This window comes from Achromobacter agilis (assembly GCF_900496965.1).
GTDB classification, from domain to species: Bacteria; Pseudomonadota; Gammaproteobacteria; order Burkholderiales; family Burkholderiaceae_B; genus Achromobacter; species Achromobacter agilis.
On sequence record NZ_UFQB01000031.1, the window covers coordinates 55,895 to 75,095 of the forward strand.

The 19,201-nt window shown below is 66.5% G+C and carries 18 protein-coding genes and 1 pseudogene; 12 read left to right on the forward strand and 7 right to left on the reverse strand.

What is annotated here, in order from left to right; genetic code table 11:
* Positions 1-10: 10 nt before the first annotated feature.
* Positions 11-694 (forward strand): hypothetical protein, encoded by a 684-nt coding sequence (locus AGI3411_RS26670; protein WP_208748185.1) that lies wholly within the window; start codon positions 11-13, stop codon positions 692-694.
* A gap of 82 nt (positions 695-776) precedes the next feature.
* Here the strand turns inward: AGI3411_RS26670 and bfr are convergent, their stop codons facing one another.
* Together bfr and AGI3411_RS26680 are read right to left on the reverse strand one after the other, a co-directional pair.
* A complete protein-coding gene (gene bfr / locus AGI3411_RS26675) occupies positions 777-1,253 on the reverse strand; it encodes a bacterioferritin (RefSeq protein WP_129530332.1) in 477 nt (158 codons plus the stop codon).
* Positions 1,254-1,628: 375 nt separating this feature from the next.
* Positions 1,629-2,543 carry a DMT family transporter gene (locus tag AGI3411_RS26680; RefSeq protein WP_129530333.1) on the reverse strand — a complete coding sequence of 305 codons (915 nt, stop codon included), beginning with the start codon at positions 2,541-2,543 and terminating at the stop codon, positions 1,629-1,631.
* A 132-nt stretch (positions 2,544-2,675) separates the two neighbouring features.
* Between AGI3411_RS26680 and AGI3411_RS26685 the strand changes: the two genes are divergently transcribed.
* On the forward strand, positions 2,676-3,533 hold the full coding sequence (locus AGI3411_RS26685) for a LysR substrate-binding domain-containing protein (RefSeq protein WP_129530349.1): 858 nt from the start codon (positions 2,676-2,678) through the stop codon (positions 3,531-3,533).
* Positions 3,534-3,564: 31 nt separating this feature from the next.
* On the opposite strand, the gene AGI3411_RS26690 is transcribed toward AGI3411_RS26685, so the two are convergent.
* Positions 3,565-3,846 (reverse strand): (2Fe-2S)-binding protein, encoded by a 282-nt coding sequence (locus tag AGI3411_RS26690; protein ID WP_129530334.1) that lies wholly within the window; start codon positions 3,844-3,846, stop codon positions 3,565-3,567.
* Between the two features lie 121 nt (positions 3,847-3,967).
* The gene (rpoN, locus tag AGI3411_RS26695) at positions 3,968-5,395 is read right to left on the reverse strand and encodes an RNA polymerase factor sigma-54 (protein ID WP_482752700.1); all 1,428 of its coding nucleotides are present in this window, start codon (positions 5,393-5,395) and stop codon (positions 3,968-3,970) included.
* 16 nt (positions 5,396-5,411) lie between these two features.
* On the opposite strand from rpoN, the gene AGI3411_RS26700 reads away from it, so the two are divergent.
* A complete protein-coding gene (locus AGI3411_RS26700) occupies positions 5,412-6,032 on the forward strand; it encodes a hypothetical protein (protein ID WP_129530336.1) in 621 nt (206 codons plus the stop codon).
* Positions 6,033-6,427: 395 nt separating this feature from the next.
* On the forward strand, positions 6,428-8,137 hold the full coding sequence (gene leuA, locus AGI3411_RS26705; RefSeq protein WP_129530337.1) for a 2-isopropylmalate synthase: 1,710 nt from the start codon (positions 6,428-6,430) through the stop codon (positions 8,135-8,137).
* A gap of 67 nt (positions 8,138-8,204) precedes the next feature.
* Here leuA and AGI3411_RS26710 read toward each other — a convergent pair whose 3' ends face one another.
* Positions 8,205-9,533, reverse strand: a complete 1,329-nt coding sequence (locus tag AGI3411_RS26710; protein ID WP_129530338.1) for an amidase — start codon at positions 9,531-9,533, stop codon at positions 8,205-8,207.
* Between the two features lie 317 nt (positions 9,534-9,850).
* Between AGI3411_RS26710 and AGI3411_RS26715 the strand changes: the two genes are divergently transcribed.
* The 6 genes from AGI3411_RS26715 to AGI3411_RS26740 all read left to right on the forward strand — a co-directional run bounded on the left by AGI3411_RS26715 (position 9,851) and on the right by AGI3411_RS26740 (position 16,003).
* Positions 9,851-10,882, forward strand: a complete 1,032-nt coding sequence (locus AGI3411_RS26715) for a substrate-binding domain-containing protein (protein WP_129530339.1) — start codon at positions 9,851-9,853, stop codon at positions 10,880-10,882.
* A 48-nt stretch (positions 10,883-10,930) separates the two neighbouring features.
* The gene (locus tag AGI3411_RS26720; protein WP_129530340.1) at positions 10,931-11,728 is read left to right on the forward strand and encodes a phosphodiesterase; all 798 of its coding nucleotides are present in this window, start codon (positions 10,931-10,933) and stop codon (positions 11,726-11,728) included.
* A gap of 115 nt (positions 11,729-11,843) precedes the next feature.
* Positions 11,844-12,899: an ABC transporter ATP-binding protein gene (locus AGI3411_RS26725; protein WP_129530341.1), complete on the forward strand. Its 1,056-nt coding sequence runs from the start codon at positions 11,844-11,846 to the stop codon at positions 12,897-12,899.
* 112 nt (positions 12,900-13,011) lie between these two features.
* Positions 13,012-14,307: an ABC transporter substrate-binding protein gene (locus tag AGI3411_RS26730; RefSeq protein ID WP_129530342.1), complete on the forward strand. Its 1,296-nt coding sequence runs from the start codon at positions 13,012-13,014 to the stop codon at positions 14,305-14,307.
* Between the two features lie 23 nt (positions 14,308-14,330).
* The gene (locus AGI3411_RS26735; protein WP_129530343.1) at positions 14,331-15,206 is read left to right on the forward strand and encodes a carbohydrate ABC transporter permease; all 876 of its coding nucleotides are present in this window, start codon (positions 14,331-14,333) and stop codon (positions 15,204-15,206) included.
* Positions 15,203-16,003, forward strand: coding sequence for a carbohydrate ABC transporter permease (locus AGI3411_RS26740; RefSeq protein WP_129530344.1), 801 nt, complete (start codon positions 15,203-15,205; stop codon positions 16,001-16,003). Before AGI3411_RS26735 ends, AGI3411_RS26740 begins: the two co-directional genes overlap by 4 nt.
* 12 nt (positions 16,004-16,015) lie before the next feature.
* On the opposite strand, the gene AGI3411_RS26745 is transcribed toward AGI3411_RS26740, so the two are convergent.
* Both AGI3411_RS26745 and AGI3411_RS26750 read right to left on the reverse strand, forming a co-directional pair.
* Positions 16,016-16,333 carry a hypothetical protein gene (locus tag AGI3411_RS26745; protein ID WP_129530345.1) on the reverse strand — a complete coding sequence of 106 codons (318 nt, stop codon included), beginning with the start codon at positions 16,331-16,333 and terminating at the stop codon, positions 16,016-16,018.
* An 84-nt stretch (positions 16,334-16,417) separates the two neighbouring features.
* Entirely contained in the window at positions 16,418-16,765 is a 348-nt protein-coding gene (locus tag AGI3411_RS26750; protein ID WP_129530346.1) for a DUF1840 domain-containing protein, read from the reverse strand.
* Positions 16,766-17,096: 331 nt separating this feature from the next.
* On the opposite strand from AGI3411_RS26750, the gene argS reads away from it, so the two are divergent.
* Together argS and AGI3411_RS26760 are read left to right on the forward strand one after the other, a co-directional pair.
* Positions 17,097-18,779, forward strand: coding sequence for an arginine--tRNA ligase (gene argS, locus AGI3411_RS26755; protein ID WP_129530347.1), 1,683 nt, complete (start codon positions 17,097-17,099; stop codon positions 18,777-18,779).
* 9 nt (positions 18,780-18,788) lie between these two features.
* Positions 18,789-19,201, forward strand: a pseudogene (locus AGI3411_RS26760) (SPOR domain-containing protein); the annotation flags it as partial.

The following is a 19,201-nucleotide window of genomic DNA, read 5'->3' on the forward strand; positions in this document are numbered from 1 at the left end:
CGCACGGCAGATGAGGGTAGCAATGTCTTGGCGTTTCTTATTCGCAACGCTCCTGGTCGCGCTTGGCGCGTCCGCCTGGGGCGGCATTCAACTGGGTGACTGGCTGGTGGCGCATGCGCCCACCGCTGCGCCCGCTCCTGGCCAGGACACGGCGGCTTCGCAGCAGCCTGTCCTGGACGCCAACGGCCGCCCCTACGTGGCGCAGCCTCCCCAGCCCCGCATCGACGGCACGCTGGGCGTGCCGGACAAACCGTCCGACCGGGAATGGCAGGTCAACACCGTGTCGTTGTTCGACAGCGTGAGCGACCCTTCCGTGAAGATCTCGCGCGAACGCATCAGCCCGGAACAGGCCCGCGAAATCGCAGCGGCCTCGAACGTACCGCTGCCCTCGGGCGCGTCGGACGTCAGCACGCTGGACCTGCAAGCGCCCGGCACCTCCGCTGCGGTCAACGGCGGCCAGGCGCAGGCCGGCGGCTATGGCACGCCCCAGATGGTGCAGGCGCCCCCGCCGCCCCCAAACACCGCGCAGGCGCCCGGCGCCCTGGGCTGGCAGGACGCGCTCAAGCGCGAGCTCGCGCATTGCGCCACGCAAGGCTTCTTCGAGCGCCCGTCGTGTTCCTGGGCCGCGCGCAACAAGTATTGCGGGCCCAACCGCGCCTGGGGCACCATGGCCGAATGCCCGGCCCGTCCGTAACTCGGCCGCCGCCGGGCCAGAGACGGCCCCTGCATAAAAAAATGGCGCCCCGCGGGGCGCCATTTTCATGGGTGTCCGGCAATCATTCCGGCACGGCCATCTGGCTCTGCAGATAATTCTGGAGACCGACCTTGTCGATCAGTTCGATCTGCGTTTCCAGGTAGTCGATGTGCTCTTCGGTGTCGTCCAGGATGTCCTGGAACAGATCGCGCGACACGTAATCCCGGACCGATTCACAGTGCGCGATCGCTTCCTTGACGGTGGCTTGCGCGCCTTGCTCGAGCTTCAGGTCACAAGCCAGCAGTTCCGGCACGTCTTCGCCGATCAGCAGCTTGTGCAGGTCTTGCAGGTTGGGCAGGCCGTCCAGCATGAAGATGCGTTCGATCAGGCGATCGGCATGCTTCATTTCGCCAATGGATTCTTCGTACTCGTGCTTGCCCAGCTTGTCGAAGCCCCAATGGTTCAACATGCGCGCATGCAGGAAGTATTGGTTGATGGCCGTCAGCTCGTTGGTCAGTTGCTTGTTCAGAAACTGGATGACGGTTTTGTCGCCTTTCATGATGGACTCCTTGCAGTCAGGCGCGACGCGAGTGCATCGCGACAAAGGAGCGCACGATGCCGCGCGTACGCAACTCCGGCAGACTACCATCTGGCGCGGGCCCGCGCCTAGCCTTGCACTGCATTTGGTAAACCGCTTTAGGACCGTGAGAAGAAAGCGATAGGCTAATGAGAATGAGTATGCGTGCGTGATGCCTTGCATAGGCAAGACAGCGCCCATGCGGCGTATCCGCATGCGAACCGCCGGATTCCGCCCCGGAATGCCATCAAGCGATGGCAGGGATCCGGCCCGCTGCCTGGCGGATCGGGCGGATCGGGCGGCCAAGCCGCGCACGCCGGCGCGTTGCTGATCGGCAACTGCGCCGGCCTGGGAATGCTAGACGCTGCGCCGGGTCGCAAGCCAGATGCCGAACGCGATGGGGACGATGCCCAACAGGTCCAGCCACGACACCGGCTCGCTCAGCACCAGCCATCCGAACAGCAGCCCCAGCGGCGGCATCAGGAAATGCAGCGCGCTGGCCGACGTGGCGCTGGCCCGGCCCAGGATCATGAACCACAAGTAGTAGCCGCCCATCGACACCGCGACGATCATGTAGGCCATGCTCCAGAACAGGCTGGCCGTCATCCGCGCGTCGCCGAGGCTTTCGTTGGCCAACGCAAAGGGCAGCAGCGCCGCCGCGCCGGCCAGCGACTGTATGCCGGTCGAGGTCCACAGGCCCGTGGCCGGCTTCAGGCGCTTATAGAGCAGCGTGCCGGCCACCAGCGCAATCAGGCCTCCCGTGACTAGCAGCGTACCGTGGAGGTCTTCCTGCATGCCGGACAGCCGCGAACGCAGCACCAGCGCCACGCCCGCCAATCCCAGACAAAGTCCGGTCAGCTTGCGCCACCCCAGGCGTTCGCCCAGCACAGGTCCGGCCAGCACGCCGATGAGCAGCGGATTGGTGCTGATCAGCACGGCCGTGAACGCCGAGGACACCGAGGTCATGCCCGACCAGCTCAGGCCCAGGTAAAGGGAGTTGTTCAGCATGCCCAGCAGGATGAGCGCCGCGAGGTCGCGCCCCGCCGGGCGCTTCCAGCGGCCGCTGGCCGCCGCGAGGCCCAGCATCAGCATGCCGGCAATCAGGAAGCGGATGGTCAGCAGGGTCAGGGGCGGGCAGTCGCGCACCGCGATCTTGGCCGCGGCGAATGCCGAGCTCCAGAGAAAACAGAATGCCGCGATGGGCGCCCAGCTGACGCCCCGCGGAACATCGGCGGGCAAAGCGTTGGCGGGCAGGGTGGATATGGCCTTCATGGGATGTCCGGGATCAGTATCGACAAGCCGCAGGCGCGGCGGATGAAGCGATTCTGCGCGGGCACTGATCCATTGACAAACTCTTTATTCGGATCGAAAGTATTTGAAAATCAAATGCATTGGGTGGCCGATATGCTGGATCTCGATCTTCTGCACAGTTTCGTGTCGGTGGTGGACGCCGGCGGCTTCACGGCGGCCGGCGAACGGGTCCACCGCAGCCAGTCCACCGTCAGCCAGCAGATCCGCAAGCTGGAGGAATCGCTGGATTGCGCGCTGTTCGTCCGCGAGGGCCGGCAAGTGTCGCTGACCGAGGACGGCGAGCGCCTGCTGGGCTATGCCCGGCGGATGCTGGCGCTGTCGACGGAGGTGCGCGAGGCGGTCAGCGGGCGCAAGCGGGTGGACGTGATCCGGCTTGGCGTCCCCGACGATTTCGCGGCGGATACCCTGACCGCCGTGGTGTCGGCCTTCGCCCGGTCCCGTCCGGGCGTGCGGCTGTCGGTACGCTGCGATCTGACCTCTTCGCTATCGCGCAGCCTGGAACGCGGCGACCTGGACGTGGCGCTCATCAAACGCGAGCCGGGCGCCAGCGGCGCGGTAGCCACCTGGCAGGAAAACCTGCACTGGATCTGCAGCCCTGCGCTGGACCTGTCGGACGCCGAGCCCGTGCCTCTGGTGGCGTTTCCACAGGGCTGCATCTACCGCAACCGGGCGATCCACGCGCTGGAAGCCGCGGGCCGGCATTGGCGCATCGCGTACGAAAGCCCGAACCTGACGGGCCTGCAGGCGGCGCTGACGGGCGGTTTGGGGGTTGCCTTGCTGGAGCGGCGCTGCATCGGGCCGGGCCACCGGGTCGTCGATGCGGCGCTGCCTGCGGTGCCATCGACCGAGCTGGCGCTATGCGTAACCGACCCGGCGCGCGAACCTGCGCGCCAGCTGGCGATGACTATCCGGGATTTTTGCGAGAAGGAAACGAGTCGGCTCGCCGCATAACAGGCAGCGAGCCGGAAAAACAGCCAATCGCTCAGGCCGTGGCGACGAGCGGAATCGGGAAGCTGCTGTTGGCAGCAGGCGCGACCGATTCGACCATGGTGGCCGGAGGATTGACCGGAACGGCAATGGAGCGCACGTCGCACACGCTGGAGCAGCGGCCGCCCGGCAGGTATTCGGCGGCGGTAGCCGCGCAGCAGCCGCAGCACGTAGCCACGCCCAGCTCGAATTGCAGGTCGGAAAGCGTCGTCGCGCCACCGTCCACGCTGGCGCGGACTTGGCGTTCGGTGATGGCATTACATACGCAAATGTACATGAGAATAATTATCGAAAATTATTCAATAACTGGCAAGCCCTTGCGCCAAATAAATTTGCAACGGAAATGTCACGCAAGTCGTTGAAATAAGGGACGAATTTGCATTCGTCCGTCCCTTATTTCAGCGGGCGGCGGCCTGCGCCTTGCGCAGGGCGGCCGGGGCTATCCGCAGCGCTTCGCGGTACTTTGCCACCGTCCGGCGGGCGATGACTATCCCCTGATCGGCCAGTTTTTGCGTGATCTGGCTGTCGGACAGCGGCTTGGCCCGGTTCTCTTCCGCCACCATCTGGCGGATGAAGGTCTGAACCGCCGTGGCGGAGGTGGCATCCCCGCCCTCCGTCGACACGCCCGTGCCGAAGAATCGCTTGAGCTCCAGAGTGCCGAACGGAGTGAGCATGTACTTCTGTGTTGTGGCCCGTGAAATCGTGGATTCATGCAAGCCGAGCTCGCCCGCGATATCTTTGAGGATGAGCGGCCGCATGGCGGCGGGCCCCTGGCTGAAGAAGGCCGTCTGATGCTCCACGATGGCCTGGGCCACCCGCAGGATGGTGTCGAAGCGCTGCTCCACGTTGCGGATCATCCAGCGGGCCTGTTGCAACTGCGATTGCAGGCCCGCGTGCGCGGACTCCTTCTGGTTGCCCAGCATCTGGGCGTACAGCCCGTTGATCTGCAGCCGGGGCACGGCGGCGCTGTTCAAGGTAGCCTGCCAGCCGCGCCGGGTCTTGCGCACGATGACGTCGGGCACCGCGTAATCGGCCGCCGGCACGGTCCAGGCCCGCCCCGGCCGGGGCTCCAGCCGCAGGATCAGGGCATGGGCCGCCCGGAAGGTGGGTTCGTCGCAACCCGCGGCCGCGCACAGCTTTGCGGTGTTGCCGGTCGCCAACAAGGACAGATGCTCCGCGCAGATCCGGCGCGCACAGGCCAGTACGGCGGCGTCCGCCGCTTCCGGCAGGCGGGTGAGGTCGGGGTTGCGCAGTTGCAACAGCAGGCATTCCGCCATGTCCCGTGCGCCGATGCCGGCCGGATCGAACGATTGCAGCAGCGACAGGGCCGCCCGCAGTTCGTCCAGGTCCGGCTCCATTTCGACCGGCAACCAGCCCAGGATTTCTTCCAGCGGCGACCCCAGGTAGCCGTTTTCGTCCAGTTCGTCGATCAGCAGCCCCGCCAGCGCAACGTCACGGGGCTCCGCCCGGGTCAGGACCAGCTGGCCCAGGAGGTATTCGCGCAGCGTGTCCGGGCGGGCCGCCTCGGGCAGGGAGGAATCCTCGTCCGGATAGACGCCGCCGGACCCCGGCATTTCCTCGGCCGGCGTCTCGCGCTCGAGCGGGGCGTCGTCGTCCTGCACGGAGGACTCGCGTTCGGAATCCGCCTGCGCGTCGGCCGACGGGGATTCATCGTCCCGTTCCAGCAACGGGTTTTCCGCAAGCACCTGCGAGATCTCGGCTTCGAGCTCGAGCGTGGACAGCTGCAACAATCGGATCGATTGCTGCAGTTGTGGCGTCAGCGTTAAATGCTGACCAGGTCGCAGTTCTAAAATTGGGCGGGTCATAGGTACAATATTTTGCATGATGAATCTGACTTCGCCCGCAAGCGTCCGCCAGGACTGCCGCCTGATCGGCCAGACCCTGCTCAAACTGGCGCTTCCCCGACTCCTTGTGCGTGCGATCGTCATCGCCGTCGCCCTCGTCCTCTGGTATCTCGTCGCCCGCTGGATACTGGATTTCGGCCGCACCATGAACTACGACTTCCTCCATTCCCTGGGTCAGCCGACCATGGACATGGTGCAGAAGGTCAATCCCTACCTCTGGTGGGCCGTCGCCGCCATCTGGTCCCTGATCGTGTTCTTCAGCGTCCGCGCCTGGCTGTCCGCCAGCCTGGCCTCGGGCAGCGCCACCCCTGTGGGCACGGACGTGCTGGCCGGCCTGGCCCCGAACCTGTCGGAAGAATCCCTCGGCGTGCTGCGCTGGACCTGGGGCGACCGGCAAGAGCCCTTCACCGTCGGCGATCTGCGCCGCTCCCTGTCTGAAATCCGCCACAACCGCATCGGCAAGATCGCGATGGTGGCCGACCAGGCCCGGATCCTGGAAGGGTCCGCCGGCCGCCCGCCGCAGGAACCGCGCGACGACGTCCGCCGCGAGCCGCGCGGCGAGCACTACGTGGAGCCGCGCATCGGCCCGGCCCGCTGAGCCGGCGCCGGCCATCCTTCGCAACAGGCCGCCGACTGGCGGCCTTTTTTTATTTGCGCTTCCGGTCAAAATGTGTTTGACTAGCAACCTATGGCCGCTTACCGCACCTCCCTCGCGATTGCCACCGGACGCACTGCCGTTCCGGTTGCCGGCCTGCGCGCTCGCATCTCCTCCATCGCGCTATCGCTATACCTACCGATCGGTTGCCGGGCCTAGTGTCCCCGTGGTAGCTCGGCAGCCACGCTTGCCACACGCGATTTTTCCCCTTTATTTCTGAATCCTGCCGGTCGATTTCGACAACCTACGGCAACCCCTGGCACAAGGCCGCCATCCGGTCGCGATGCCGCCGAGAGCAGTACTCCCGGGATTCAAAAGAAACCGATCGAGGTGTAGTCATGATGCTTGCCAACCCCGCCACTAAATACGTCCCCTTCACCCCGTTTGCCCGCGACTTCTCCGAGCGCACCTGGCCCAGCCGCCGCATCACCAAGGCGCCGATCTGGATGAGCACGGACCTGCGCGACGGCAACCAGGCCCTGATCGAGCCCATGAGCGTCGAGCGCAAGCTCCGCTTCTTCGAACAGCTGGTGAAGATCGGGTTCAAGGAGATCGAAGTTGGCTTCCCGTCCGCCTCGCAGACCGATTTCGACTTCGTCCGCAAGCTCATCGACGAAAAGCGCATCCCCGACGACGTCACCATCATCGTGCTGACGCAAGCGCGTGAAGACCTGATCAGCCGCACGGTGGAATCCGCCGCCGGCGCCAAGCAAGCCATCGTCCACTTGTACAACGCCTGCGCCCCGGCGTTCCGCAAGGTCGTGTTCAGCATGAGCAAGGACGAAATCAAGAACATCGCCACGACCGGCACACGCCTCGTGAAGCAGTACATGGCCCAGCACCCGGAAACCAAGTGGCGCTACCAGTACTCGCCCGAAGTCTTCAGCACGACCGAACCCGAATTCGCGCTGGAAGTCTCCAACGCCGTGGCCGACGTCTGGCAGCCCACGCCGGAATGCAAGATGGTGCTGAACCTGCCCGCCACCATCGAAGCCACCACGCCGAACATGTACGCGGACCAGATCGAGTGGATGCACAAGAACCTGGCCCGCCGTGACAGCATCGTGCTCAGCGTGCACCCGCATAACGACCGCGGCACCGCTGTGGCCGCCGCCGAATTCGCCGTGATGGCCGGCGCCGACCGCATCGAAGGCTGCCTCTTCGGCAGCGGCGAACGCACCGGCAACGTCGACCTCGTCACGCTGGCGCTGAACCTCTACACGCAAGGCGTGCACCCCGGCCTGGACTTCTCGGACATCGACGAAGTGCGCCGCTGCGCCGAGTACTGCAACCAGCTGCCCGTGCACCCGCGCCACCCGTATGCGGGCGACCTGGTCTTCACCGCGTTCTCGGGCTCGCACCAGGACGCCATCAAGAAGGGCTTCGCCCAGCAGAAGGACGATGCCGTCTGGGAAGTGCCGTACCTCCCGATCGACCCCGCCGACCTGGGCCGCAGCTACGACGCCGTCATCCGCGTGAACAGCCAGTCGGGCAAGGGCGGCGTGTCGTACCTGCTCGAGCAAGAGCACGGCCTGGTGTTGCCGCGCCGCCTGCAGATCGAATTCAGCCGCGCCATCCAGCGCGTCACCGATGAAACCGGCCGCGAAGTCACCGCCGACGACGTGCACACGATCTTCAACCGCGAATACCTCGAACAGAAGACGCCGTGGAAGCTGCTGCGCCACCGCATCGACGGCAACCCGGCCGCTGGCGAAGGGCAGCACTTCAGCATCGAGGCCGAACTGGAATACAACGGCGAACGCCGCATCGTGACCGGCAAGGGCGACGGCGCCATCTCGGCCTTCGTGGCGGCGCTGGACGTGCCCGTGCGCATCATGGACTACCACGAGCACGCCATCGGCACCGGCACCGACACCCGCGCCGCCTCCTACGTGGAACTGCGAGTCGGCGATTCGAGCACGGGCTTCGGCGTGGGCATCGACCGCGACATCGTGACAGCCTCGTTCCAGGCCGTCCTGAGCGCCGTCAACCGCCACGCCAACGCGAGCGCCGTAACCACCGAGCAAGAAACGGCCGAGACCGCGTGATCCGCGTCCCGGCATGAAAAAAAAGCCCGCCTTTATCCCGGCGGGCTTTTTCCTTGGCGCGCCGCCGTCACCCTCTGGGCCACATGTCCGATGCGCCGATATCCGGCGCGTTGGCGGCCAGCAGGCGTTGATGGACCCAGGCCGCGATGGCCAGCGTGGAATGGTCGCTGTAGCGCTTGCCGACCAGTTGCAGCCCCACCGGCAATCCTTGCGGGCCGGTGGCGAACGGCAGGTTCAGGCAAGGCAGGCCGAACAGCGTCCAGGCGCGCGAGAACTGCGGATCGCCCGTGCCCAGGTCCGCGAAGGGGGCTTCGCCGGCGGCGCTGGGCGCAAGCAACACGTCGTACTTGTCGAACCACGTATCCACGCGCGCCCGGGACTCGGCGGCGCGGGCCAGGTTCTTCAGGTGTTCTTCCGCGCTGATGCGCGCGCCCGCATCCAGAATGGCCTGGATCTTGGAACTGAGCTGCGCCGCGTGTTCCAGGCGTTCGTAGGCCAGCGACTGCGAGGCCTCGAACGCCATGATGTCCGAATGCAGCTGCACCAGCACGCAGTGTTCCGGCGGCAGGGGGACTTCTTCCACCACGGCGCCGGCCCGCGACAGGATCGCCGCCGCCTGCGCGAAGGCCTCCTTGGTTTCCGCCTGAGCGTGGCGCCATTGCAGGCTGCGATACATGCCGATGCGCGGCTTGCCGTCGTACGCCAGATCCAGCATGCGGGGATCCCGCATCAGGACCGAGGCGAAGAGCGCCACGTCCGGCACCGAGCGCGCGAAGCCGCCGACCGTATCCAGCGATTCGGCCAGGCTTTTCACTCCCGCGCGGGGAATGCCGCCGAACGTGGGCTTGAAACCCACGATGCCGCAATAGGAGGCCGGACGGATGATGGAGCCCGCGGTTTGCGAGCCCAGCGCGAACGGCACCATCTCGTCGGCCACTGCGGCGGCCGACCCGCTGGACGAGCCGCCGGGCGTATAGGCCTCGTTGCGCGGATTGCGCGTGGGGCCGGCCTGGTAGGTCGCGAATTCGGTGGTCACGGTCTTGCCGACGACGACCGCACCCGCGCCGCGGCACAACGCCACGGAGGCTGCATCCAGCCCCGGGCGATGGCGCTCGTAGATGGGCGAACCGTAGCGGGTGGGCAGGTCGTCGGTGTCGAACAGGTCTTTTACGCCGATGGGCAGGCCATGCAGCGGACCCCGCAGGGCGCCGCGGTCGAGTTCTTGCGCACGGTCCAGCGCGGCCTGCTTTTGCAGCGCGGTCCAGGCATGCACGGTGTTCTCGCGCTGTTCGATACGTGCGAAACAGGCGCGCACCAGTTGTTCCGCAGTTAATTCACGCCGTTGCAGCTTGCGCGCGGCTTCCAGCGCGCCAAGTCTGTTCAAGGCAGTAGACATGGTCCTTTCCTCTTTACCGGCGCCGCGCATCACGCGCGGCGGCTGAACTACGCACCCGGTCCCCTTGACCGAGGGCCTGTCCGATGCCGCGAGGCGATGCCTTGCCATGCGGTTCGGATGGACCGACCCAAGCCATTGTTCGCTCCGCGTCAATTGGGAAAAACACGGAATACGCGTTGTTTCCCCGCATAAATCGCGTGCCGCGCCTTGGCTTTGTTGTTGCGTCGCCCCCAGCATAGCGCAAACCCGTGCAACACAAAGGTCATATTTGTCTTGTATGATGAAATCGTTTTCACGGATCCGGCAGCAATATCGCCATGGCATCGCGCTCGTCGCCCCGCTTTTCCATCATTGAAGTGGCTCGCAAGGCCGGGGTATCGCCGGCAACGGTGTCGCGCGCGTTCAACCAGCCGGATATCGTGCACCCCGACACGCTCGCTCACATCCGCAACGTCGCCAAGCGCGCGGGCTTCCGGCCCAACCGCGTGGGCCGCAGCCTGCGCTCGGGCAGCACGCGCACCATCGGGCTGATCCTCCCCACGCTGTCCAACCCGGTATTCGCCGAATGCTTCGAAGGCGCGGAACGCCGTGCGCGCGAATCCGGTTACAGCGTCATGCTCACGGCCACCGGCTACGATCCGGCGGTGGAATCGGCCGCCGTCCAGGGCCTGATGGACCATCAGGTGGATGGGCTGATCCTGACCGTCGCCGACGTGGCCAAAAGCGCCACGCTGGACGACCTGGACCACGCCGGCATCCCATACGTGCTGGTCTACAACGAGTCGTCGGCCCATCCTTATGCATCGGTGGACAACCGCGCGGCCGCGAGCGACATGGTCGCCCACCTGGCCGCGCTGGGCCACCGCCGCATCGCCCTGGTGACCGGACCGCTGACGGCATCCGACCGCGCGCGCCGCCGCCTGGTGGGCGCGCGCGCGTGCGCCAAGCGGCTGGGGCTGGACGGCATCCAGCACCTCTCCATGAACTCGCATACCGGCAGCGACGCCGATGTCCTGAAGGCGGCGCTGCGCGGCAAGCAGGCGCCCACCGCCTTGTTCTGCTCGAACGACCTGCTGGCCACGGCGGTGATCGCCGACCTGGTGGCCCTGGGGCTGTCCGTGCCGGCAGACATTTCGGTCTGCGGGTTCGACGGCATGCGCTTCGGCGCCTTGCTGACGCCGCCGCTGACCACCGTGGCCCAGCCCAGCGACGGCATCGGCGAAGCGGCCTGCTCGAATCTGCTGGCGCAGATCCAGGGCCATCCGCCGCAATCGGACCGCCTGCCGCACTGCATCGTCGTCGGCGGCACCGCGGCGCCGGTCCGCCGCAAGGCCTCCGGCGCCGCGTAGCCGCCGCCTGCCCCCCTCTCACGATAACCATTCGACCATTCACGCGTCATGCTCATCGCACAGATCACCGACCTGCACATGCGCACCCCGGGCAACAAGGCCTACGGCATCATCGATCCCGCCGCCTTTCTCGCCCCGGCCGTGCGCGCGCTCAACGCCCTGACGCCGCGGCCCGACTGCGTGCTCATCACGGGCGACCTGACCGACCTGGGCAAGCCGGAGGAATACGAGGCGCTGCGGACTTATCTGGAAGCGCTCGAAATCCCGTACTTCCTGCTGCCCGGCAACCACGACGACCGCGCCCAACTGCGCGCCGCCTTCCCCGATCACGGGTATCTGCAAGGCCAGGGGCCATTCATCCAGTACGCCGTCGAAACCTATCCGCTGCGCCTGCTTGCGCTGGACACGGTCGTGCCCATGAAGAGCCATGGCGAGCTTTGCCAGGACCGGCTGGACTGGCTGGCCGCGCGCCTGGCTGAACAGCCGGAACGGCCCACGCTGGTGCTGATGCACCATCCGCCTTTCCTGACCGGCATTGAACACATGGACGCCATCGGGCTGCTGGCCGGTGCGCCCGAGCTCGAGCGCATCGTGGCGCGCTTTCCGAACGTGCAGCGCGTGCTTTGCGGCCATTTGCACCGCACGATCTTCCAGCGCTTCGGCGGCACGATCGCGTCCACCTGTCCCGGCACGGCGCACCAGCTTGCGCTGGAACTGGGGCCGCGGCCGACACTGCAATACATCATGGAACCGCCGGGCTACCAGCTGCATTGGTGGCATGGCGGCAATCTGGTCACGCATCACGCCGTCATTGGGGATTACCCCGGCCCGTATCCTTTCGCCTAGGGCCCCGGACCGCCGGGGCCCGCCTGCCATACGTCCGTCATGTTTGCGCTGCACAATGAAAAGGTTTTCATAACAGGCAACAATGCGGATCTAACTATTAGATCTTCGAGACAGCATGTCATCCATCGTTCTGGATAACCTCACAAAGCAGTACGGCGGCGCCGCCGCGATTCAAGGCGTGAGCTTTTCGGTGCCTGCCGGCAGCTTCACCGTTCTGCTGGGTCCGTCGGGCTGCGGGAAGTCCACCACCTTGCGCATGATCGCCGGGCTGGACACGCCCACCTCGGGCAGCATCCATATCGGCGACCGCGACGTTACCCAGCTGCCGCCTTCCAAGCGCCGCATTTCCATGGTGTTCCAGTCGTATGCGCTGTTTCCGCACCTGTCTGTGCGCGAGAACATCCTGTTCGGCCTGAAGGTCCGCAAGGAGCCCGCCCGCGACTACGACCGCCGCCTCAAGCGCGTGGCCGGCCTTCTCGGCCTGAACCATCTTCTGGACCGCAAACCCTCGCAGCTGTCCGGCGGGCAGCAGCAGCGCGTGGCGCTGGGCCGCGCCGTGATCTCGGAAGCGCCTGTCTGCCTGATGGACGAACCCCTGTCGAACCTGGACGCGCAGCTGCGCCATGAAATGCGCCGCGAGATCCGCGCGCTGCAACAGGACCTGGGCATCACCATGGTCTACGTGACGCACGACCAGACCGAGGCCATGAGCATGGCCGATCAGGTCGTGCTGCTGCGCGGCGGCCAGATCGAGCAGCACGACACGCCGGACGGCCTGTACGCGCGCCCGGCCAGCGAATTCGCGGCACGCTTCATCGGCACGCCGCCCATGAACCTGATCGGCCTGACCGCCTTGCGCGGCGCCACGGTCATCGCCGGCATGGACGGCCCCGCCATCGCGAACGCGCCCGCGGGCGCGGTGAAGCTGGGCGTGCGGCCGGAACACATCCGCATCGACGGCGACGGCATTGCCGCCACCGTGGAAAGCGTGGAGTACTTCGGCGCGGACTCCATCGTCGTGTGCCGCGTCGGCGACACCAGCGGCGTGGCCGTGCGCGTGGGCGGACACCTGCGCGCGCAGGCGGGCGAAGCCCTACGCCTGTCCTGGCCGGACGGGCAACAGCATTTCTTTGCCGCCGATTCGGCGGTCATCAACACCGTCAGGCGCTAAGAAAAATGGCCCCCACGCCGCGCCTTCGGCTTGCTGCCCCCTCGAGGGGGCGCTTTTTACCTTGGGGCGGCCCGGCGGTACAAACGCCCATTACACAGAGAAGGAAACCAACATGCGACGCATCGTACTGAAGACCCTGGCCGCCAGCCTGGCCGCCGCTTGCCTTTCCCTGCCTGCTCAGGCGCAGGACAAGCCCGTCGAGGTGGAGTTCTATTATCCGGTCGCGGTCGGCGGCCCCATCACCAAGATCGTCGACGACATGGTGGCGGATTTCCAGAAGGAAAACCCCGGCATCAAGATCAAGCCGATCTATGCCGGCTCCTACCAGGACTCGATCGCCAAGGCGCTGACCGCGCTCAAGGGCGGCACCCCGCCGCAGCTGGCCGTGCTGCTGTCCACCGACATGTTCACGCTGATCGACGAGGACGCCATCGTTCCGATCGACAGCCTGGCCAAGAGCGACGCCGACAAGAAGTGGCTGGGCGGCTTCTATGACGCCTTCATGCAGAACAGCCGCACGGGCGGCCACACCTGGGGCGTGCCGTTCCAGCGTTCGACGATCGTCATGTACTACAACAAGGACCTGTTCAAGGCCGCGGGGCTGGATCCCGAGCGCGCGCCCGGGACGTGGGCCGAACTGGTCGACTACGGCAAGAAGCTGACCAAGCAGGACGCCTCCGGCAATACGACGCAATGGGGCATCGAAATCCCCTCGGGCGGCGCGTTCGCCTACTGGCTGTTCCAGGCGCTGACCACCCCCAACGGCGCGATCCTGATGAACGAGGCCGGCAACGAGGTCTACCTGGACAAGCCCGCCGTGGTCGAGGCCGCGCAATTCTGGCGCGACCTGTCCGCCAAGCACAAGATCATGCCCACCGGCACGATCGACTGGGGCACCACGCCGAAGGACTTCCTGGAGAAGAAGGCCGCCATCGTCTGGACCACGACGGGCAACCTGACCAACATCCGCAAGAACGCCGATTTCCCCTTCGGGGTCGCCATGATGCCGCAGAAGAAGCGCGGCGGCAGCCCCACCGGCGGCGGCAACTTCTACATCTTCAAGAGCGGCACGCCGGAACAGCAGCAGGCCGCGCTGAAGTTCGCGCAATGGGTCACCACGCCCGAGCGCGCGGCGGACTGGAGCATCGCCACCGGCTACGTGGCCGTAACGCCCGCCGCCTGGCAGACCGAGAAGATGAAGAAGTACGCGCAGGAAGTGCCGGCCGCCGCGGTGGCGCGCGACCAGCTGGATGTCAGCGTGGCGGAATTCTCCACGCATGAGAACCAGCGCGTCACCAAGACCCTGAACGACGCCCTGCAGGCGGCGCTGACGGGTTCCAAGACGCCCCAGCAGGCATTGACCGACGCCCAGCGCGAGGCCGACCGCATACTGCGTTCTTACAAGTAAATCCCAGGGCCTGTTTACACACGATGAGCCGTTCTTTAAATGCGCTTTATGGCTGGCTGCTTTTGCTGCCAGCCATCGTGCTCCTCGCCGCGTTCACGCATTACCCGGCGCTGGCGACGCTATGGCACAGCTTTTTCTCCACGCCCAAGGGCGCGCGTCCGGCCCGCTTCGTCGGGCTGGACAACTACGCCGTCATGCGCGACGACCCGGTGTTCTGGCAGTCGCTGTGGAACAACCTGTGGTTTGCACTGGGCACGATCCCCACCTCGATCGCCATCGCGCTGATCATGGCGCTGTGGGTGAACCGCAACCTGCGTGGGCGCGGTTTCCTGCGCATGGCCTACTTCACGCCCACGGTGCTGCCCATGGTGGCGGTCGCCAACATCTGGCTGTTCTTCTATACGCCGCAGTACGGGTTGATCGCCCAGGTGATGCAGCTTTTCGGTTCGCCCGGCCCCAACTGGCTGGGCAGCCGCGAGACGGCATTGCCCGCGCTGATGCTGGTGACGGTCTGGAAGGAGTCCGGCTTCTTCATGATCTTCTACCTGGCCGCCTTGCAGACGGTATCGCCGTCGCTGCGCGAAGCCGCCATGCTGGAGGGCGCCTCGCGCTGGCAGTATTTCCGCCGCATCCTCTGGCCGCTCCTCATGCCCACCACGCTCTTCGTGCTGATCAATGCCCTGATCAACGCGTTCCGCCTGGTGGATCACGTGGTGGTCATGACGCGCGGCGGGCCTGACAACGCCAGCACGCTGCTGCTGTATTACATCTATCAGGTGGGTTTCAGTTTCTGGGACACGGCTTACGCCGCCACGCTGACCGTCGTGTTGCTCGTGGTGCTGGCGCTGACCGCGCTAATCAAGTTCCGCTGGCTGGACCGCAGGACGCACTATCAATGAAAGACAAGCTCGACACCCTGGGCGCGTGGGCACTCGGCCTGCTGTGGATCCTGCCCCTGGCATACGCCGTATGGGCAGCGTTCCATCCGCCCGCCTACGCGACCCGCTTCGACCTGTTCGCGCCGCTGACGCTGGACAACTTCGTGCGGGCCTGGCACGCGGCGCCGTTTCCGCGCTACTTCCTCAATACCTTCCTGCTGGTCACGATGGTGCTGGCCGCGCAGCTGGTCCTGTCCACGCTGGCCGGCTATGCGTTCGCGCGCCTGGAGTTCCGGGGCCGCGACTTCGTCTTCATGCTGGTGCTGCTGCAGCTGATGATCATGCCCGACGTGCTGCTGGTGGAGAACTACCGGTCGATGAGCCAACTGGGCATCCGCGACACGGTGTTCGCCATCGGGCTGCCGTACTTCGCGTCGGCGTTCGGCATCTTCCTCTTGCGCCAGACCTTCAAGACGGTGCCGCGCGAACTGGAAGAGGCCGCCCGCATGGAAGGCGCCACGCCGCTGCAGGTCCTGTGGAAGGTATATGTGCCGCTGGCCAAGCCGATCTACGTGGCCTACGGGCTGGTGTCGGTCAGCCACCACTGGAACAACTTCCTGTGGCCGCTGATCATCACCAACTCGGTGGAGTCCCGGCCGCTGACGGTGGGGCTGCAGGTGTTCTCGTCGACCGACCAGGGCATCGACTGGTCGGTCATCACGGCGGCCACCCTGATGTCGGCCGCACCGCTGCTGATCGCCTTCCTGCTGTTCCAGCGCCAGTTCGTGCAGTCGTTCATGCGGGCGGGCATCCGCTAGGATGCCGGGGCGTCAATATCCCACTGTCAGGCCGGGCAGGTCTACCGTGATGCGAGGGCGTTCCAGGGCCAGCGCCAGGTGGTCCGCGAACTCGCGGGCTTCTTTTTCATCGGTGGACAGGGTGTCGTAGCCAAGCGCATCCGCCACCCCCAGCACCTTGTCCAGCAGCAGAACCTTGCCGCTGGGGCGCAGGGGTTCGCAGCCCAGCGTTTCCCAGGCGCCGTCGAACCAGTCGCGCGCCTCGCTCTGGCGCTGCGGGGACGGCTCGACGTCGGCAGAGAGGTCCAGCGAACGGCGGGGGTCGAAAACAATGGTGATATCGCTGCGCATCGGGGTTCCTTCAAAGGGGTCAGGCGAGAAGCGTAGGCAAAAAAGGTCGGCCAGATTGTCGGTCCGGCGACATTGCCCCGGCCGCTACCAGCCGCGCGACACTTCCCAGGTGACTTCCGCGCCGGCCGCCAGGGACTGGCGCATCATGTCCAGCAGGGGGAACGCGCGTTCCTTCATGCCCACCATGCGGGCCATCGGGGGCACGGGAGCCTTGTCGACGTCGTCTTCTTCGCTGCCCTCGTGGGCGCGCTGGTATTCGTCGATCGCGCGCTCGATGCCATCGATGGCGGGTTGCAGCTGTTCCAGGGTGAAAACGCCGCGCTCCGGAATCTTGTCTCCGAAGGACTTGCCGGCGGCCTGCAACAGCACGCCCGCATGGTCGGTCAGCATCAGAACCTCGGCCACGACCTTGGAGTGAAAGGTGATCAACATATTCCGGTCTCCACAATGATTACTTACATACACTACCGCAACGACCGGGGGATGCCAACTGGCGTCTGGACGGATGTCCGCGGGCCATGCCATCCGTCCCCGGCGGATCCCCGTCCGGAGGGCTCGCGGGCCCGGTCCACCCCTGTCCGGCGCCCAAATCAAGCTATGATTCAGGAGATTCCCGTGACTGGAAGACCTGCGCCGCCCCGGAACCGGGCATGCGCGCGGTCCCGGTCCGTACAGCAGCCGGCGACCCACCGTGTCTGCTCCGCCCGCCAGGCCGGTCCATGCGGGCGCGTCCGCCACTAACTCAGAACTTCTCCAGACGCCCATGCTCCTCGAGCAACAAAAACAGCTTATCTCCCTGATCCAGGCCGCCGTCGCGCAGAGCCTGCCCGACGCCCGGGCCAATGTGCTGCTGGAGCGGCCCAAGGTTGCCGCCCACGGCGACGTCGCCACCAACGTGGCCATGCAGCTGGCCAAGCCGGCCCGCCGCAATCCCCGCGAACTCGCGCAGGCCATCGTCGACGCCCTGATGGCGCAGCCCGGCGCCGCCAGCCTGGTCGAAAGCGCCGAGATCGCCGGCCCCGGCTTCATCAATCTGCGCATCACCGCCGCGGCCCGCCAGGCCGTCATCGCGGCCGTGGCCGAGCAGGGCGCCGACTTCGGCCGCGCCCCGCGCAGCGGCGAGAAGATACTGGTCGAATTCGTGTCGGCCAACCCCACCGGCCCGCTGCACGTGGGCCATGCCCGCCAGGCCGCCCTGGGCGACGCCATCTGCCGCCTATACGACGCCAACGGCTGGGACGTCACCCGCGAGTTCTACTACAACGACGCCGGCAACCAGATCAACAACCTGGCCATCAGCGTGCAGGCCCGCGCCCGCGGCCTGACGACCGATTCCCCCGACTGGCCCGCCGACGGCTACAAGGGCGACTACATCGCCGACATCGCGCGCGATTTCCAGGCCGGAACGACCATCCAGTCCGACGGCGTGGCCGTCACCGCCACGGGCAATGTCGACAACCTGGACGACATCCGCGTCTTCGCCGTGGCCTATCTGCGCCGCGAACAGGACCTGGACCTGCAGGCCTTCGGCCTGGCGTTCGACAATTACTACCTGGAAAGCTCCCTGTACACGTCCGGCCGGGTCGAGGCCACCGTCAAGGCGCTGGTCGCCGGCGGCCATACCTACGAGGAAGGCGGCGCGCTGTGGCTGCGCACCACCGAACTGGGCACGGGCGACGACAAAGACCGCGTCATGAGGAAGAGCGAGGGCGGCTACACCTACTTCGTGCCCGACGTGGCCTACCACAAGGCCAAGTGGGAACGGGGCTTTCACCGCGCCGTGAACATCCAGGGCAGCGACCACCACGGCACCGTGGCGCGCGTGCGCGCCGGGCTGCAGGCGCTGGAAGAAGGCATCCCCAAGGACTACCCGTCCTACGTGCTGCACAAGATGGTCAAGGTGATGCGCGGCGGCGAAGAGGTGAAGATTTCCAAGCGCGCCGGCAGCTACGTGACCATGCGCGACCTGATCGACTGGGTGGGCCGCGACGCCGTGCGCTACTTCCTGATCCAGCGCCGCGCCGACACGGAATTCGTGTTCGACGTGGACCTGGCGCTGTCCAAGAGCGACGAGAACCCCGTCTATTACATCCAGTACGCGCACGCCCGCATCTGCTCGGTGGTGAACAATGCCGCCATGCCGGCCGCCGACGTCGCGCAGGCCGACGCCGCGCTGCTCACCGCCCCGACCGAATTCGCCCTGATGCAGCGCCTGGCCGAATTCCCGAGCATGATCGCCCTGGCCGCGCAGGAACTGTCCCCGCACCACATCGCCTTCTGGCTGCGCGACTGCGCGTCGGATTTCCACGCCTGGTACAACGCCGAACGCGTGCTGGTCGACGACACGGCGCTGAAGCTGGCCCGCCTGCGCCTGGCATCGACCACGCGCCAGGTGCTGGCCAACGGTCTGGCGTTGTTGGGCGTGTCCGCGCCCGAGCGGATGTAACATCGGTTCATGGCAACAAAGCGCAAAACCACCCGCCGTTCCTCCGGCGAAAGCGGCAGCACCCTGTACGGGGCGCTGGCCGGCCTGCTCCTCGGCCTGATCGTGGCCGCCGTCGTCGCCTTCTACGTCACCAAGGCGCCCGTGCCCTTCGTGGACCGGGCCAGCCGACAGGGCGACTCGGGCAAGCTGCCCGATCCCCGGCAGGCTCCGGACCCCAACGCCGGCCTGTACGGACGCGATGGCGGCGCGGGCGCCGCGCCCACCGGCCCGACCGCCACCGCCCCCGCGCCGCTGCCGGGCGCCGGCGCCGCCAAACCCGACGAGCCGCCCTCCAAGATGGACGACCTGGGTGCGCTGATCGCCACCCTGCCGTCCACCAGGCAGCCCGCCGCGGCCGCGCCGGCTCCCGCCCCCGCGCCCAG

Coding starts and splice junctions, on each gene's coding strand:
- AGI3411_RS26715 (WP_129530339.1), top strand. CDS start 9,851: ATGGCATCGCGCTCGTCGCCCCGCTTTTCCATCATTGAAGTGGCTCGC.
- AGI3411_RS26700 (WP_129530336.1), top strand. CDS start 5,412: ATGATGAATCTGACTTCGCCCGCAAGCGTCCGCCAGGACTGCCGCCTG.
- AGI3411_RS26710 (WP_129530338.1), bottom strand. CDS start 9,533: ATGTCTACTGCCTTGAACAGACTTGGCGCGCTGGAAGCCGCGCGCAAG.
- AGI3411_RS26725 (WP_129530341.1), top strand. CDS start 11,844: ATGTCATCCATCGTTCTGGATAACCTCACAAAGCAGTACGGCGGCGCC.
- AGI3411_RS26685 (WP_129530349.1), top strand. CDS start 2,676: ATGCTGGATCTCGATCTTCTGCACAGTTTCGTGTCGGTGGTGGACGCC.
- AGI3411_RS26730 (WP_129530342.1), top strand. CDS start 13,012: ATGCGACGCATCGTACTGAAGACCCTGGCCGCCAGCCTGGCCGCCGCT.
- AGI3411_RS26740 (WP_129530344.1), top strand. CDS start 15,203: ATGAAAGACAAGCTCGACACCCTGGGCGCGTGGGCACTCGGCCTGCTG.
- AGI3411_RS26680 (WP_129530333.1), bottom strand. CDS start 2,543: ATGAAGGCCATATCCACCCTGCCCGCCAACGCTTTGCCCGCCGATGTT.
- bfr (WP_129530332.1), bottom strand. CDS start 1,253: ATGAAAGGCGACAAAACCGTCATCCAGTTTCTGAACAAGCAACTGACC.
- leuA (WP_129530337.1), top strand. CDS start 6,428: ATGATGCTTGCCAACCCCGCCACTAAATACGTCCCCTTCACCCCGTTT.
- AGI3411_RS26720 (WP_129530340.1), top strand. CDS start 10,931: ATGCTCATCGCACAGATCACCGACCTGCACATGCGCACCCCGGGCAAC.
- AGI3411_RS26670 (WP_208748185.1), top strand. CDS start 11: ATGAGGGTAGCAATGTCTTGGCGTTTCTTATTCGCAACGCTCCTGGTC.
- argS (WP_129530347.1), top strand. CDS start 17,097: ATGCTCCTCGAGCAACAAAAACAGCTTATCTCCCTGATCCAGGCCGCC.
- AGI3411_RS26745 (WP_129530345.1), bottom strand. CDS start 16,333: ATGCGCAGCGATATCACCATTGTTTTCGACCCCCGCCGTTCGCTGGAC.
- AGI3411_RS26750 (WP_129530346.1), bottom strand. CDS start 16,765: ATGTTGATCACCTTTCACTCCAAGGTCGTGGCCGAGGTTCTGATGCTG.
- rpoN (WP_482752700.1), bottom strand. CDS start 5,395: ATGACCCGCCCAATTTTAGAACTGCGACCTGGTCAGCATTTAACGCTG.
- AGI3411_RS26735 (WP_129530343.1), top strand. CDS start 14,331: ATGAGCCGTTCTTTAAATGCGCTTTATGGCTGGCTGCTTTTGCTGCCA.
- AGI3411_RS26690 (WP_129530334.1), bottom strand. CDS start 3,846: ATGTACATTTGCGTATGTAATGCCATCACCGAACGCCAAGTCCGCGCC.